Origin of the sequence: Nostoc sp. CENA543 (assembly GCF_002896875.1) — a bacterium.
Lineage (GTDB): Bacteria > Cyanobacteriota > Cyanobacteriia > Cyanobacteriales > Nostocaceae > Trichormus.
Window position 1 is genome coordinate 4,516,655 of sequence record NZ_CP023278.1, and the last position, 15,459, is coordinate 4,532,113.

A 15,459-nucleotide genomic window follows, 5' to 3' on the forward strand; every position below is an offset into this window, starting at 1 on the left:
ACAAAACACATATGTTGATTAAACTCGCCTGTGCATTATTCATTAGCGTTTTGGCTGGGAATTGATATTTGGAGTTTATTCTGTATCTTCTTCGATGACTGCGTTGCGGTCTAATATTAATAAGTTTCGTAGTTGGTCTGTGTCTAGTTCTGTTAACCATTCTTCACCTGCACCCACTACTTGTTCTGCTAGTTGTTTTTTGCTTTCAATCATGTCATGAATTTTTTCTTCTAATGTGCCGGTGCAAACGAATTTATGTACTTGCACATTACGAGTTTGTCCAATGCGAAATACTCGGTCTGTGGCTTGATTTTCTACGGCTGGATTCCACCATCTATCAAAGTGGAATACATGATTGGCTCTAGTTAAATTTAAGCCGACACCACCAGCTTTGAGGGATAAAATCATGATTGGCGGCCCTTGGGGATCGTGTTGGAATCGGTCAATCATTTCTTCACGTTGCTTTTTGGTGGTACTCCCATATAAAAAGAAGATTTCACGTCCAAGATGCTTTTCTAAGTGGGGTTTGAGGAGTTTACCCCATTCGGCAAATTGGGTGAAAATGAGGGCGCGATCGCCTTCTTCTAACGCTGTTTCTAACATCTCTTCTAGCCGTTGTAATTTGGCTGAATTGTGTTGTCCTAAGTTCGCTGCTTTTAAATACTGGGCTGGATGATTACAGATTTGTTTGAGCTTAATTAATAAGGCTAAAATCATGCCTCGGCGTTGCAATCCATCGGCTGATTCAATTTCAGCTAATGATGTTTCTACTACTTGTTGATACAGTGCAGCTTGTTCTGGAGATAAACCACAAAAAACTGTCATTTCTTGCTTTTCTGGTAAGTCTTGAATAATTTCACGGTCTGTTTTGAGCCGACGTAAAATAAAAGGCTGTACCAAAGCACGCAATTGATTTAAAGATGCTGCATCACCGTATTTTTCAATCGGCATAGCAAAACGGCGTTGAAAGAATTGCTTGTTACCTAAATATCCAGGGTTGAGAAAATCTAAAATAGACCACAATTCTTGTAGTCTATTTTCTACGGGCGTACCAGTTAAAGCAATGCGAAATGTTGATTCTAATTGTCTGACTGCTTGGGATTGTTTGGCTTCAGCATTTTTCACATTTTGCGCTTCATCCAGCACAATTATTTGCCAATCAACTGTCTGTAAAGATTTCAAATCACGGTGAATTAATGAATAACTAGTAATTACTAAATCATGCTTCTTGACTGCTTCTTGAAATGTCTTACCTTTGGGACGTTTATCACCGTGGTATTGCATAACTTTCAAAGTAGGTGCAAATTTTTTCACCTCCCTTTCCCAGTTTCCTAACACAGAAGTCGGACAAACAAGTAATGTGGGTTTTTCTAATACATCTTGTTCTTTTATGTGGAGTAAAAAGGCAATAAACTGAACAGTGTTGTGACAGATAATATTGTTAGCAATAAAGTTGTGATATTTACTCACTTCAAAGTCATAAACCCAACCTGTATGCTCAATATCTTCTATACTTTCAACTTTACAATAAAATACCTCCTGCTCAAGCAGATTTTGCAAATAATGCCTAGTTAAAATTAGATTTTCTATATCAATTTTTTCGTATGCGGCTAGTGTTTTTGTAGTCCATTTAGAAAGTTTAAGTTGTTGATATTGACTTTGTGATTCACCACTAATAATTCCGTTAATTGCCAACAAAACTTTCTGCAAACTATCTCTAGAGAATTGCTGTGAACCATTAATATAAACATTATTGTGCATTCCCAAATGTCGTAGGGGTAAGCCTGTATTGTTGATGATTTGGGCAACAATCTCACCAGCAGGAATACCTTCCACATTAGTATTACTAGTTTTGTGACAAATTTCCTCTAATTTTCTTTGCTTGTATGTAATACTAAAGCCTATTTCTTTTAAGAATCTCCTGGCGGAGTTACCACCAATTACACCTATATAGTAAGTACGGAAAATCCGCTTACCATTGGTAGCACATTTACGTTTTGGTGAGATACGTAACCAAATACCAAATCGCCGCAGTAATGTAGAAAGTTGCTCAATTAATAAAGGTGATGCTGTGGCAATTTCAATACTCTGCATACTGGTAACTACAGCAGATTCAGCATCAAAATAGTGACGCAAAAATAGCCGCACACTATTTAAATCTGACTGCATAATCAAGCTGGGGATTGATTTTTCTGCGGATAATTTACCCCAGATATAACCTTGATCAACTAAAAATCGGCGATAGGCTTGGCTGTTAACTCTCAAAAAAGCTGTTTTTTTGGAATGACTAACAATACTAGGATGATTAATTTTAAGATGATAGCGATCGCCTAAACGCTGAAATGTCTCCAGTAAATCTTCTAAGACTGTGGTGTCCTTTTGATGTATGTTCACAGTTCCTTTGTCTAGTAGCTCATAACCTTCCGCAATTTGCCAAGCTAGTAATTTCACTAAATCTGGGTCTTGTGGTCTACCATGCCACAGCATTTTAGATGGAACACAAACATAATCACCAACCTGTAAGTTATTTGTCCAACCATGATTAGTTAATAACTTGTGACGATGTGTAATAGTGACACTGCTACCGTCTTGGAGTGTAATTTTGCGTAATTTTTCCTGGACTTGTTGCCGATATAAATATCTAATGGGAGCTTGGAGAATTTCGCCGGTCTCTTCATTCAGAGAATTAGTCAATAATTCTGTTGTTGGTTCTGTCCAAAATCCTTCTCCATCAAACTTTGTTTCTCCTGCATAATTTGACCAAATTGATTCAGCTGTGAGTAATAGTCCATTCACATTAACTAATGTATCTGGTGCTACACATTTACCGAGTCCCATGTCGTCTGCGAGACACGCACCTAAACCCCAACGTTCTAGAAAAGCTAACCAAGCTGCGCCTCTTTCTTGATAAGGTCGTAACTGTCCTTGAAAGTCTTTTGGTGTGGGTAAAGGTGCAACTGCTTGATTATTAGTTAGCGCGCCAATTAATTCTTGTAAAGCCCCAGATGCTTCAAAGCTAACGACTGGTAATTTTTCAATTACTTGCGTATCTCCCGTACTCAAACGTAAAGCATCTTCCAAAGATAAAGACATTTGTTCTTTTCGAGATGCAAAGAAATTCTGGGCTGTTTTAATATCTTGGGGACGCAATTCCACCCATTCGCCGTTAATTTCTACTAAGGGACTATTTAACGCCACTAAGCGATCAAATTCGGCTTTAGAAATTGTCTGCCCACCGATCGCTAATTGCCATTGAAAGTTTAATAAACTTTGTAATCCTAGTCTTCCCTGCTTTTTCTTGGAAGTTTCGGCGGAAATCTTTAACCCCAAGCGGTTCGCCCAGCCTTCGCGGTTGGCTAAACTCGGCGGTAAAATCACACCTAGTCCGCTATCTTCAAATCGCCAAGCCACAGCTTTAATAAATTCATAGGCTTGGATGGGGGTGAGGTGACAAAATTGGGGTGATTCTGTTTCTAAACTGGATGCGATCGCTGGATACAATCGAGAGGCTAACCCTAAACCCCGTAATAACGCTTCCTGGGGTTGGTCAATGGTACGATTTTGATAAACTAATTGCTCAACGGGATGTTGCCAAATTGTCGCTGCATCTACTAAATATTCTGGATTATCAGCCGCTTGCAAAAAATACGCCAATGTCCAATCAGTTTTTCCCTCATCAGGTGCAAGCAACTGAAAACAAGCACGAAATTGATTTTTAGTGGCTAATTGATATTGTAGCGGCAGCGTCCAAGCTTTTAATGCCGCCTCTAGCCGTTCTACCCCAATTACATCTGCATTGACTGCACCAGATGCAGCAGTTAAAGCCTGCAACCATTGACGCACAGGTAATGGTAAAGCCCCCATCACCCTGGGTTCAAGTAGAGTTTGATTCCCTATCATTTCTCGCACTTGAGCATCAATCACACTGTTGAGAAACGATAAAATTAATTCCTGTGGTTGATAAGGAAAATCGACATACATTGGCGACTGACTAATTTCTTCCCCAGTCCCCAGTCCCCGATAAATCCGACAAACTAACGGCATTTTTGCCGCAAACTTTTCTAACCGAGTCCCATCTATGGCACTATCTAAAAGCACTTGCCATTGAGCAGCAAAATTCCCATTAACTGGTCGTTGGATAATGGGTAAAAACTTAGAACGAGAAATTAAATCTAAACTCCAACGGGCAATTTGTGACCAAAAACGTAAATCTCCACCTAAAAATGTATCTTCTCCGTTGACGATATTTAAAGGTAAAGAGGTGAGAAATTTAGTTGCGGCTAGAGGTGAAAGACAAAAACCTTCGACTAACCAAGGTTGCAAGTATGGTTTGGGATCAGGTGCTGATTCTACAGCCGCCGAGTGTACGGGCGCAATGAATGCTGTGTCTTCCTGGGTGACTTCTAAAATCTGCGTCGGGAGATTAATGATTTGAGAATGACTTGGTAAATTGATTTTTTTAGCAGGTGCAGCTTTAGTACCTGATTTCTGTGCTGTTTGAGTGTTAAAGTCTGCAATTGGAAAATTTTCGGCAATCAACCACTCACTTAACTCTGCTGCTGTCATCGCCAAAGGATGGAGTGGTAATTCACTAAAATTTACATTTACTCGCGGCGATCGCCAAGTTTCACCCCAAATAAATAAACAATTTTCCTGCTCTTTTAATAACCAACTACCATGTAAAATCGCCATTTTTTAATTACTCAGACCTTAATATCATTAAATTTATGAAATATTTTTGGCATTTTCTCAAGAATTGCAATTATTACAAAACTAATATATTCATTTTGAGAATAAATTTAATATTATTAATCATTGTTTAAACTCTATATTTAATTAATATAAAAAATCACTAATATATACTGTAAATACACAAATTATTATTAAAATAATATTCCCTGCGTCCTCAATTCCAGCCAAACAACATTAGTAAAGTTATTGTCTATTCCAAATAATAGCTCTATTCTTGTGGTACTGTACTAGTTATTTTTACTCAGTACCTAACATTGGCTAAACTACCCGCTATCGCCAACAGCACTCAAGAGGTGTTGGGCTTGGCTTTAGGCTACTTGTTGCTATTTATTATGTAATAGAAGCCAGCCAGAGGGCATAAATGTTAGGATTGCCACAGAGAGAGAATAAAGAAAGAGAAGGAAAAAAAGCTGAATGGCAGAATTTGAGAAGTCAATATCCTTCGATGGAAGGGATATTCGACTGAAGGTAGGCTTACTAGCACCGCAAGCCGGTGGGTCTGTGTTGATAGAATCAGGGGATACAGCTGTTTTGGTAACAGCTACGCGATCAGCAGCCAGAGAGGGCATTGATTTCCTTCCCCTGACAGTAGATTACGAAGAAAGACTATACGCAGCTGGGAGAATCCCTGGTGGGATTATGCGCCGGGAAGGTCGTCCACCAGAAAAAGCCATTCTGACCAGCCGTTTGATTGACCGTCCCTTGCGTCCTTTGTTCCCTTCATGGTTGCGGGATGACTTGCAAGTTGTGGCTTTCACCATGTCAATGGATGAACTAGTACCGCCAGATGTATTGGCCGTGACAGGTGCTTCTATTGCCACTTTGATTGCTAAAATTCCCTTCAATGGGCCAATGGCAGCAGTACGGGTAGGCTTGGTAGGTGATGACTTTATCATTAACCCTACCTATGCAGAAATCGAAGCTGGAGATTTGGATTTGATCGTAGCTGGTTCACCACATGGTGTAATCATGGTGGAAGCAGGCGCGAATCAACTGCCAGAGCGAGATATTATTGAAGCGATTGATTTTGGCTATGAAGCCGTGCGCGATTTAATTAAGGCGCAACAAGATTTAGTAGCGGAACTAGGTTTGGAATTTGTGCAGGAAGCACCACCAGAGGTAGACCAAACCTTAGCAAATTATATTCGCGATCGCGCCAGCGATGAAATTAAGAAAATTTTGGCTCAGTTTGATTTAGGCAAAACCGAACGCGATAACGCGTTAGATGCCGTTAAAGAAAATATTGCCACAGCGATCGCTGAATTACCAGAAGAAGACCCCATCCGCGTTGCGGCTAATGCTGATAGCAAAGCTTTGGGTAACACTTTCAAAGACATTACTAAATACTTCATGCGCCGTCAAATCGTTGAAGATAACGTGCGTGTGGATGGTCGCAAACTGGATGAAGTTCGTCCCGTTTCTTGCCAAGTTGATGTTCTACCCAAGCGCGTCCACGGTAGCGGTTTATTTAATCGCGGACTCACCCAGGTACTATCCGCCTGTACCCTTGGTACTCCTGGAGATGCCCAAAACCTTAACGACGACCTCCAAACCGACCAATCTAAACGCTACCTACATCACTATAATTTCCCCCCCTTCTCCGTCGGGGAAACCAAACCATTACGCGCCCCAGGTAGACGAGAAATTGGTCACGGTGCCTTAGCAGAACGGGCAATTCTACCTGTATTACCGCCCAAAGAACAATTCCCCTACGTTATCCGCGTAGTTTCGGAAGTGCTTTCTTCTAACGGTTCTACCTCAATGGGTTCTGTGTGCGGTTCTACCCTAGCGTTAATGGATGCAGGCGTACCCATTATTAAACCAGTTAGTGGTGCGGCGATGGGTCTGATTAAAGAAGGCGATGAAGTGCGAGTCCTCACCGATATTCAAGGTATTGAAGACTTTTTAGGTGATATGGACTTTAAAGTCGCCGGCACAGATACAGGGATTACAGCCTTACAAATGGACATGAAAATCTCTGGTTTATCTTTAGATGTCATTGCCCAAGCCATCCACCAAGCCAAAGCCGCCAGGTTGCACATTCTAGAAAAAATGCTGCAAACCATCGACACACCACGCACTGAAACCTCACCCTATGCCCCACGTCTGTTGACTATCAAGATTGATCCAGACATGATTGGTCTAGTCATTGGGCCTGGTGGTAAAACCATCAAGGGAATTACCGAAGAAACTGGTGCTAAAATTGACATCGAAGATGATGGTACAGTTACCATTTCTGCGGTAGATGAAAATAAGGCTAAACGTGCGCGTAATATCGTTCAAGGCATGACCCGCAAATTGAACGAGGGCGATGTTTATGCTGGACGTGTGACTCGGATTATACCAATTGGTGCTTTTGTGGAATTTCTTCCTGGTAAGGAAGGAATGATCCATATTTCTCAACTTGCTGATTATCGTGTAGGCAAGGTAGAAGATGAGGTTGCCGTAGGTGATGAAGTCATTGTCAAAGTGCGTGAAATTGACAATAAAGGACGGATTAACCTCACACGCTTGGGTATTCACCCAGACCAAGCAGCAGCAGCACGAGAAGCTGCGGCAGTAAACCGTTAAAATCGATGGGGATTTTAGATAATATCTAAAATCCGCGATGCCTTTTCGGTAGGCATCGCCGCCAAGTTTTTGATTACTTTGAAATACAGCGACTAAATCAAGCGACATTCTCACCAAAATCCTCATATTGTGAGTTTGTCGATCGCGACGAAGTTTGGTAAATAAAAGATAGCTGCAATGGTTAGCTTTTGTTCCATACTTAATACCAAGCATTGTGAGTGCTAAACGTTTGCCCGAAACTACTGCCCACGTCAAAATCACTCGCCAATCCTGGCAACACGGCTTCCTAGAAGGCGAAGTGAGTGCAGGTGATTTTGAGTGGCATTTTCAATGGAATTTTCGTCTGGGAGAACTTTCCGTCAAACCTTCCCAGGGTCGTGCTTTAATCAAAGAACCTCTAGGACGATTTTTGGAACAGCAAGATTATCAATTAGAACCAGGAGGAGATTACGCGTTTACGATTCGCGCACAGCTATAGGAAGAGGCAGGGGGGCAGGGAGCAGAGAGCAATGCGGTCTTCTCTTCTCTACGAGAGGCTGCGCCAACGAGACGCTCCGCGAAGGGCTTTGCCCAAGTGGAGCAATTGCGGAGGAGCAGGGGGAGAAAACTAATGACTAATGACTATTGACTAATGACTATTGACTATTGACTATTGACTATTGCCTTTTTATTCCGTCAGTCGGCTTAAATATCTTTCAATTAACAGAATCGCAACTATGTCGTCTATGGGTCGTGGTGGTTGGCGCATTCCCTCTGGAATAAGTTTTGTGAGTCCTTGGGGTGGGTACATCTGCCAATAGCGATCGCGTGCTTCTAGGGTAGAATAACGCTCATCCACCAAAACAATATTGACAGGTTCGACTAATTCTTGTTGTAACTGCTGTTTCCAGCGTTTGGCTGTGGTTTGATTGCCCATTACCAATAAGGAAACAGGGAATCTTTGTCTGAGTATATTAATCGTAGCGATCGCTTCTGGGGAAGGTACGACCTGATGATAATGCAATTGTCGGTCTAATCCCATGATGGCTACACCACATTTATCTTTACCAGGGTCAAAACCTAAAATTACTGGTTGTGTTGGCGAAAACTCATTAGAAAACATAAACTTTATTCCCCAGTCCCCAGTCCCTAATACCCAATCCCCAGTCCCCTTTTAAGTGCTTAAAACCACTTTGCCATTTTGAATTGCTATTAATTTTACTCTCAATGGCCCGGATGTATAAGTATTTTCTGCTGCTACGGCTTTAATTTCTATTGGTTGTTCTAATTGTCTTAATAAAGAAACAAAGCGGATAAAAGTTCCATCGATTTGTACGCTTTCAACAATTCCGGCATTCCTGGCACGAAATTGGGAGGCTGAAATTAATAAATCTAATCTTTGCCTTAACTCATAAGAGGTCATGGTTTTGAGGTCGGCTGTGGTTGTCGCCAGTACCTCACCTTCAGAAAATACTAAAACATTTCTAGCGGCATCAGCGAAAAATTCTATTTGCTTTTCTCCCCTGACATAATTACCAGCAGAGAAAATTCTGACTACATATTCTCGTCCATCACTAATTTGCTTGATCAGTGGTTCTATCCTGTCGGGAGTCACGCGCAATAACTGCGTATTGGCGGGAGTTCCAGGTTCAGCTAGTTCGATGCTAGCATTGCGGTTGGCTTCTTGGAGCAGTTGCGAAACTAATTGCTGGGGTGTAACTTCTCGACTGATACGCACTACCGCCGCCGCCAACACTTGACCCCGCACTAAGGCCAATTTACCCAAGCGCAAGTCGCGATATGACTGGTAATACTTCTCCAGTCTCGCCACTTCCTGTTCTAGATAGTCCTGTTGTTTTTCTAATTCTTTGAGTAAAGATTCGCGTTTAGCAATTACTTGTTCTCTTTGGGCAATTTCTAAGTTGCGTTTCTGGATGAGTTTATCTAGTTGATCAATTTTGATATCGCGTTGTTTAATGGCTTGTAGACGATTACTCAGTTCACGATCGCGTTCTTCTATGGCTTGTTTGCGGTTACTTAATTCGCGATCACGTTCTTCTATGGCTGTTTGACGTTCAGCAATTTGGGCAATTAAGCGTCTGCGTTCTGTTTCTAGTTGAGTGACGACTGTTTGTAAACCTTTTCTTTGGGAGTACAGGTTTTTCAGTTCGTTTTGGGTGCGCTGGAGTCTTGTTTGGGTTTGTGCCAAATCTTGCTGCGCTGTGAATTTCTCTTTTTTGGTAACTTCTAATGCTTGATTGGCTTGGTTGCGTTGTACTTCTGCTTGAGTTTTCTGTTCTTCTGTGACTTTGAGTTGTTCTCGTTTTTGTCTGAGGTCTTTGAGGATATCTTCTAATTCAAAAACTCCCTTTCGCAAACCATCATCAACTAAAAATAGAATGGCGAGAGTGGTGGCTGCCGTCAACACACCACTGAAAATAGTTACTAGTACAGCCGTGTTTTTGGGACGCAGCTTAAATAGAGAGAGGCGTGCTTTGCCAACCCTGGTGCCGATGCGATCGCCAACGGTGGCAATTACGCCTCCCAAAATTAAAATTGCTGCAATCAGGATGTACCCGGTGGTCATCTTCAGCTACCGAAATGTTTCCAGATACAGCCCACTTCTTTCATTGACACTCCCCATAGCTATGAAACTCTCACGATTAATCATGTATCTCCAGCAGTATTCACAGACTGTTGAGATTGTCTAATTATTTTCCTTAAGGATGAATTTATGGGCTGTATACCCATAGAGATGCGGTCATTTGTGTGTGGAGGATGGGGAGTCGGCAATGGCTAAAGTTGCTCAATATCTGAGATTCACTGCCAACTACAGGTGTGATATAGAGCAATATAGCACAAGACCATTTTCCCCCCAATCCCCTTGATGTTATGTGAACTGACGGCTGAGAGTCACGGGTTTATGCACAGTAATCTTCTTTTTGTGAATGGAAATCATCTTTTTCTCACGTAGATCCCCTAGTAATCTAGTCACGGTGACGCGAGTTGAACCAATGGCTTCTGCGATCGCTTGGTGAGATAGTTTTAAATCAATCGTGATGCCATCAGCACAAGGAATCCCGAAATCGCGACAGAGAATTAACAGAAAACTAATCAACCTTGAACCCATATCTCGGTGAGCTAAGGTTTCAATCATCATTTCTGTTTGCAAAATTCGCGAAGATAAACCCCGCAGCATTAACATTGATAATTCTGGATTCTCTTTGAGTGCTTGCTCTACTTGTTCAATGGGTGCAGAGAGCAATTCTACAGGAGTAAATGCCACCGCATGGTAAAACCGATCAGATTTATTCCCTGTCAATAAAGACAGCACTCCAAAAACGCTATTTTCCCGCAGTAGTGCAACTGTAATTTCTTCTCCTGCCTCATACACCCTGGAAAGCTTCACTGCGCCTTTCAAAAGGAAATAGACTCGCTCGGCAGGATCGCCAGGAAAAAAGATCGTTTTATTGCGTTCAAACGTTTCGACAACTGGCGGAAAAGCTCCAGTTGCCATTTGACGAAAAACATTTGCTAGGGCCTTATCTTGTGTCACGATCATCTCCCTTCCCCTACCCAATGCCGGAATAACAAAAAAGTAAAAACTAATTACCTAAGAATACACCTGAATATTCAATAAAGCACCGTTAACCCAACTGTACTTTCCTATACTCCAACCCATAACTTCATAGCTATTTGTTTATAATGATACCTAATTTTTGCATTTTTTAGCTAGCAATTCTTGATAGATACTTCTGCTTAATAGAACTATCAGGTTTTTCAACTAAAAACTTAAGTAATCTTGAAAATATCTTAAGGAATAATATGTATTTTAAACCTCAAAATCATCATTCCTAATCATCATTTTTGCCAGTCCTGTATAAAAACAAGACCAACAAGCCCCAGATTCTAGTATGCTCATGAAGACAGGAGACAGGGGGCAGGAGACGGAAGGTTAAGGAAACAAGGAAAATCAACAATCATGCCCAATCCCCAGTCCCCAATCCCCCCTTCCCTTCGGGACGCTTCGCGAACGGGGTTCGTCAGTCGCACCCTTACGGGTTCGCGGTAGCGTTGCGTAGCAAAGGCTTACGCCAACATGGGGGAAACCCCCTTGGCGCAGCCTCTCGTAGAGAAGACCGCGCTGACTCACCAGTCCCCAATTTCATCAACCGATCACATCCAAGGTTTCTATGCTGAATCTGAATGGAAAAAATGCTCTAGTTACAGGTATTGCCAATAATCGTTCCATTGCTTGGGGAATCGCCCAACAACTACACGCCGCAGGTGCAAATCTTGGCATTACCTATCTACCGGATGACAAGGGCAAAATGGAGAAGAAAGTTGCTGAACTAGTAGAACCTCTCAACCCCAGCTTATTCCTTCCCTGTAATGTCCAAAATGAGGAACAGATTCAATCTACCTTTGATACCATTCGCGATAAGTGGGGCAGACTAGATATTTTGATTCATTGTTTAGCTTTTGCTAACAAAGATGATTTAAGTGGAGATTTTAGTCAAACTTCTCGTGGTGGATTCGCTACAGCTTTAGAAATTAGTACCTATTCACTAGTACAGTTAAGCGGTGCAGCTAAACCATTAATGACGGAAGGAGGAAGTATTATTACTCTGACTTATTTGGGTGGTGTGAGAGCAGTTCCTAATTACAACGTGATGGGTGTGGCTAAGGCTGGATTGGAAGCTAGTGTACGGTATTTAGCATCAGAACTCGGCCCCCAAAATATCCGCGTGAATGCCATTTCTGCCGGGCCTATTCGCACTTTAGCCTCTAGTGCTGTGGGCGGAATTTTAGATATGATTCACCATGTAGAAGCAGTTGCTCCCCTACGTCGCACCGTTACCCAAACAGAAGTCGGTAACACAGCAGCTTTCTTAGCTAGTGACTTGTCTAGTGGGATCACCGGACAAGTGATTTACGTTGATTCAGGATATGAAATCATGGGAATGTAAAAAAAGTCAAAGGTAAAAAAGCAAAAGGCAAAAGAAAATAAAAGAATCTTTTAACAGTGATCAGTGAACTTTGATCAAGTAATTGACAACTGATAACTGTTCTTAACTTTTATTTTTTGCATCCCCAATCCCCAATCCCCAATCCCCAATCCCCAGTCCCTATTCCCTATGCAAATCAGCGATTATCCCCAAGTTAATTTCTCTTCAGTTCCTCGCATTGCTTCTGTGCATCGCACCACTGGTGAAACTGATGTACAAGTGAGCATCAACTTAGATGGTAGTGGTATTTGCAAAGTCGAAACGGGTGTTCCGTTTTTAGATCATATGTTGCATCAGATTGCTTCCCACGGCTTAATTGATTTGGAGGTGAAAGCTACAGGAGACTGGGAAATTGATGACCATCATACTAACGAAGATGTGGGTATTACCTTGGGTCAGGCTTTACATAAAGCTTTGGGTGATAGAAAAGGTATTGTCCGCTTTGGTAATTTTTTAGCTCCTTTAGATGAAGCGTTAGTCCAGGTAGCACTGGATTTTTCTGGTCGTCCTCACCTCAGCTATGGTTTAACCATTCCTACCGAACGGGTGGGGACTTACGACACCCAATTGGTGCGAGAATTTTTTGTGGCATTAGTCAACCACAGTCAAATGACGCTGCACATTCGTCAGTTAGATGGTATTAATTCCCATCACATTATTGAAGCCACATTTAAAGCCTTTGCTAGAGCAGTACGCATCGCTGTGGAAGTTGATCCCCGTCGTGCTGGGACTATTCCTAGTTCTAAAGGTGTGCTTTGAGGCTAATTCATCAGGTTTTTGATGATGTGAATCAATCAAATAGAGAAAATCGAATTTCGGGGTGTAAATTTTTGCACCCCTATATGTTTTATTTATAAATTGAACCTGAAACTTAAGCTTTCACTAAAGTAATTTTCAATTATTCCTCAATTGAAAACTTTAATCCAAAATCCAAAATTATTTAAATCCATTCATCAATAATTGACTATGGAAGCAAACGTTTTTACTGCGGTTATCTTACCTATAGCCTTGGCTATCATGATGTTAGGAATGGGTTTATCTCTTGTACCGGAGGATTTTCAACGGATCAGGAAATATCCCAAGGCTGTGTCAGTTGGCTTAATTAGTCAGTTAGTGTTTTTACCTGCGATTGGTTTTGTGATTGCGAAAGTGATCCCCATGCAACCTGCGATCGCAGTCGGACTAATTATCGTCGCTATCTGTCCTGGCGGCCCCTCCTCAAACGTCATTACATATTTGGCTAAGGGTGATGTTGCTCTTTCCGTCACACTGACTGCGGTTAGCAGTGTGATTACAGTATTTACAATTCCCGTTTTGGCTAACCTAGCCTTACAGCACTTTATGGGACAAACAGCCGCGATCGCACTTCCCATTGTCTCAACCATCGCGCAAATTTTTCTGGTGACAATTTTACCCGTAGTCTTGGGAATGACTTTAAAACAAATCTTCCCAGAACTGGCTCGTCGTCTAGAAAAAGTCACCAGTAAATTAGCGATCGCCTTACTTGCAACAATTATTCTCCTGTTGGTAATTCGCGAGTGGAATCGTCTTCCGGGCTTCATTGTGCAAGTCGGAGTCGGCGTTGTTCTCTTAAATACCCTGGCAATTGCAGTAGGATTTTATACTAGTAAATTTTCAAAATTAAATCCTGCACAACAAATCTGCATTGCGATTGAAGTCGGCCTGCAAAATGGCACACTTGCCCTAGCAATTACCGCCGGACTACTCAAAAATCCCGACATGGCAGTCCCAGCAGCAGTTTACAGTTTATTCATGAACGTTACAGGGTTTATGGCAATTGTTTACGGCAGAAAACTAGCTGCGATCGCGCCAGTGCGAAAACCCCTGGAGAGTAAGGTTTAGTGGGTGGGGGATTGGGGACTAGGGATTGGGGACTGGGGAAGAGAGGAAAAATACTAATGAGTAATGAGTAATGAGTAATGAGTGCTGACTAATGACTAATGACTAATGACTAATGACTATTGACTAATGACTAATGACTATTGACCATCGACTATTGACCACTTGGAGCCGATCGCAGTTATCCTATTGAGTAACTTGTTACCAACGCTGTGTTAATTCAACTGAGATGAAATCTGTCAAAGACACTGCTGATGCTCAATTGACTACTGAAGATGTTCCGCCAGTAGTTATTACTTCCGGTTTAAGAAAGGTATATCGTACAGGCTTTTGGATGAATCAACAGGTTGTCTCCCTCAAAGGCTGTTCTTTGACTGTTTATCAGGGTGAAACTTTTGGTTTATTGGGGCCGAATGGGGCAGGGAAAACTACTCTGTTAAAACTGTTACTGGGAATTATTCGCCCTAGTGGTGGTAGAGGTTTACTCTTGGGTCAACCTTTAGGCGATCGCCAAGTTAAACAACACATCGGCTATTTAAGTGAAAACCCTTATTTATATGAGTATCTTACAGGCTGGGAGTTTTTAGAGTTAGCCGCCGGCTTATTTGAGATCCCTGTCAGTGTGCAACGTCAACGCATTCCCGAACTACTGGATTTAGTGGGTTTATCTCAAACTGATGCACGCAAAAAACAGATGCGTCGCTACTCCAAAGGGATGTTACAACGGGTGGGAATGGCGCAGGCTTTGATTAATGACCCAGAATTAATCTTTCTAGATGAGCCGATGTCAGGACTAGACCCTTTAGGACGTTACCGGATGCGGGAAATTATTTTGTCACTCAAAGCCGCCGGTAAGACGATATTCTTTAATAGTCATATTCTGAGTGAAGTGGAACAGATTTGCGATCGCATCGCCATTTTGTCCCAAGGTGAATTAGTCTGTGTCGGTTCTCTGGGGGAACTATTAGGCCAAGATGAAACATATCATGTCAAAGGTGAGGGTGGAGATTGGGCAATCCTCAAAAAATGGCTACCTAGTATAGTTTTTGAACCTGACGGTTCTTGGCATGGTGTTCTACAAGGCGATTACTATGATTTTCTCTCTAGTTTGCGCTTGATGGATGGCAGAATTATTACACTTAATTTATCTCGCCAATCTTTAGAAGAGTTTTTTATACAACAAATTAGTCAAAAATCAGAAAATAGGGAATAGGCAATAGGCAATAGGGAAAAAATAATCAATCTCTTATTGTGTGTTTTTTGACAGAAATCACATATTAGGGATAAA

The 15,459-nt window shown here is 41.8% G+C and carries 10 protein-coding genes; 6 read left to right on the plus strand and 4 right to left on the minus strand.

Annotation, left to right across the window (positions count from 1 at the left end):
- Nucleotides 1–75: 75 nt before the first annotated feature.
- Complete coding sequence (locus tag CLI64_RS18670; protein ID WP_103138611.1) at nt 76–4,692, minus strand: SNF2-related protein; 4,617 nt, start codon at nt 4,690–4,692, stop codon at nt 76–78.
- Between the two features lie 474 nt (nt 4,693–5,166).
- Here CLI64_RS18670 and CLI64_RS18675 point away from each other — a divergent pair, with 474 nt between their 5' ends.
- A complete protein-coding gene (locus CLI64_RS18675; protein ID WP_103138612.1) occupies nt 5,167–7,323 on the plus strand; it encodes a polyribonucleotide nucleotidyltransferase in 2,157 nt (718 codons plus the stop codon).
- A 214-nt stretch (nt 7,324–7,537) separates the two neighbouring features.
- Complete coding sequence (locus CLI64_RS18680) at nt 7,538–7,801, plus strand: DUF3146 family protein (protein ID WP_103138613.1); 264 nt, start codon at nt 7,538–7,540, stop codon at nt 7,799–7,801.
- A 189-nt stretch (nt 7,802–7,990) separates the two neighbouring features.
- Here CLI64_RS18680 and CLI64_RS18685 read toward each other — a convergent pair whose 3' ends face one another.
- The 3 genes from CLI64_RS18685 to ntcA all read right to left on the minus strand — a co-directional run bounded on the left by CLI64_RS18685 (nt 7,991) and on the right by ntcA (nt 10,864).
- Entirely contained in the window at nt 7,991–8,425 is a 435-nt protein-coding gene (locus tag CLI64_RS18685) for a pre-16S rRNA-processing nuclease YqgF (RefSeq protein ID WP_103138614.1), read from the minus strand.
- 51 nt (nt 8,426–8,476) lie between these two features.
- Nucleotides 8,477–9,889 (minus strand): DUF3084 domain-containing protein, encoded by a 1,413-nt coding sequence (locus CLI64_RS18690; RefSeq protein ID WP_103138615.1) that lies wholly within the window; start codon nt 9,887–9,889, stop codon nt 8,477–8,479.
- 303 nt (nt 9,890–10,192) lie between these two features.
- Nucleotides 10,193–10,864: a global nitrogen regulator NtcA gene (ntcA, locus tag CLI64_RS18695; protein ID WP_017321409.1), complete on the minus strand. Its 672-nt coding sequence runs from the start codon at nt 10,862–10,864 to the stop codon at nt 10,193–10,195.
- 631 nt (nt 10,865–11,495) lie between these two features.
- On the opposite strand from ntcA, the gene fabI reads away from it, so the two are divergent.
- The 4 genes from fabI (at nt 11,496) to CLI64_RS18715 (ending at nt 15,384) form a co-directional block, all read left to right on the plus strand.
- Nucleotides 11,496–12,272, plus strand: coding sequence for an enoyl-ACP reductase FabI (fabI, locus tag CLI64_RS18700; protein ID WP_103138616.1), 777 nt, complete (start codon nt 11,496–11,498; stop codon nt 12,270–12,272).
- A 168-nt stretch (nt 12,273–12,440) separates the two neighbouring features.
- On the plus strand, nt 12,441–13,070 hold the full coding sequence (gene hisB, locus CLI64_RS18705; protein ID WP_103138617.1) for an imidazoleglycerol-phosphate dehydratase HisB: 630 nt from the start codon (nt 12,441–12,443) through the stop codon (nt 13,068–13,070).
- A 207-nt stretch (nt 13,071–13,277) separates the two neighbouring features.
- Nucleotides 13,278–14,174, plus strand: a complete 897-nt coding sequence (locus tag CLI64_RS18710; RefSeq protein ID WP_103138618.1) for a bile acid:sodium symporter family protein — start codon at nt 13,278–13,280, stop codon at nt 14,172–14,174.
- Between the two features lie 226 nt (nt 14,175–14,400).
- Complete coding sequence (locus CLI64_RS18715) at nt 14,401–15,384, plus strand: ABC transporter ATP-binding protein (protein WP_103138619.1); 984 nt, start codon at nt 14,401–14,403, stop codon at nt 15,382–15,384.
- Nucleotides 15,385–15,459: the final 75 nt, after the last annotated feature.

Excerpts from the sequence above, each read along its gene's own strand:
- CLI64_RS18670 (WP_103138611.1), bottom strand. The coding sequence starts at position 4,692 with ATGGCGATTTTACATGGTAGTTGGTTATTAAAAGAGCAGGAAAATTGT.
- ntcA (WP_017321409.1), bottom strand. The coding sequence starts at position 10,864 with ATGATCGTGACACAAGATAAGGCCCTAGCAAATGTTTTTCGTCAAATG.
- CLI64_RS18690 (WP_103138615.1), bottom strand. The coding sequence starts at position 9,889 with ATGACCACCGGGTACATCCTGATTGCAGCAATTTTAATTTTGGGAGGC.
- CLI64_RS18675 (WP_103138612.1), top strand. The coding sequence starts at position 5,167 with ATGGCAGAATTTGAGAAGTCAATATCCTTCGATGGAAGGGATATTCGA.
- fabI (WP_103138616.1), top strand. The coding sequence starts at position 11,496 with ATGCTGAATCTGAATGGAAAAAATGCTCTAGTTACAGGTATTGCCAAT.
- CLI64_RS18715 (WP_103138619.1), top strand. The coding sequence starts at position 14,401 with ATGAAATCTGTCAAAGACACTGCTGATGCTCAATTGACTACTGAAGAT.
- hisB (WP_103138617.1), top strand. The coding sequence starts at position 12,441 with ATGCAAATCAGCGATTATCCCCAAGTTAATTTCTCTTCAGTTCCTCGC.
- CLI64_RS18710 (WP_103138618.1), top strand. The coding sequence starts at position 13,278 with ATGGAAGCAAACGTTTTTACTGCGGTTATCTTACCTATAGCCTTGGCT.
- CLI64_RS18685 (WP_103138614.1), bottom strand. The coding sequence starts at position 8,425 with ATGTTTTCTAATGAGTTTTCGCCAACACAACCAGTAATTTTAGGTTTT.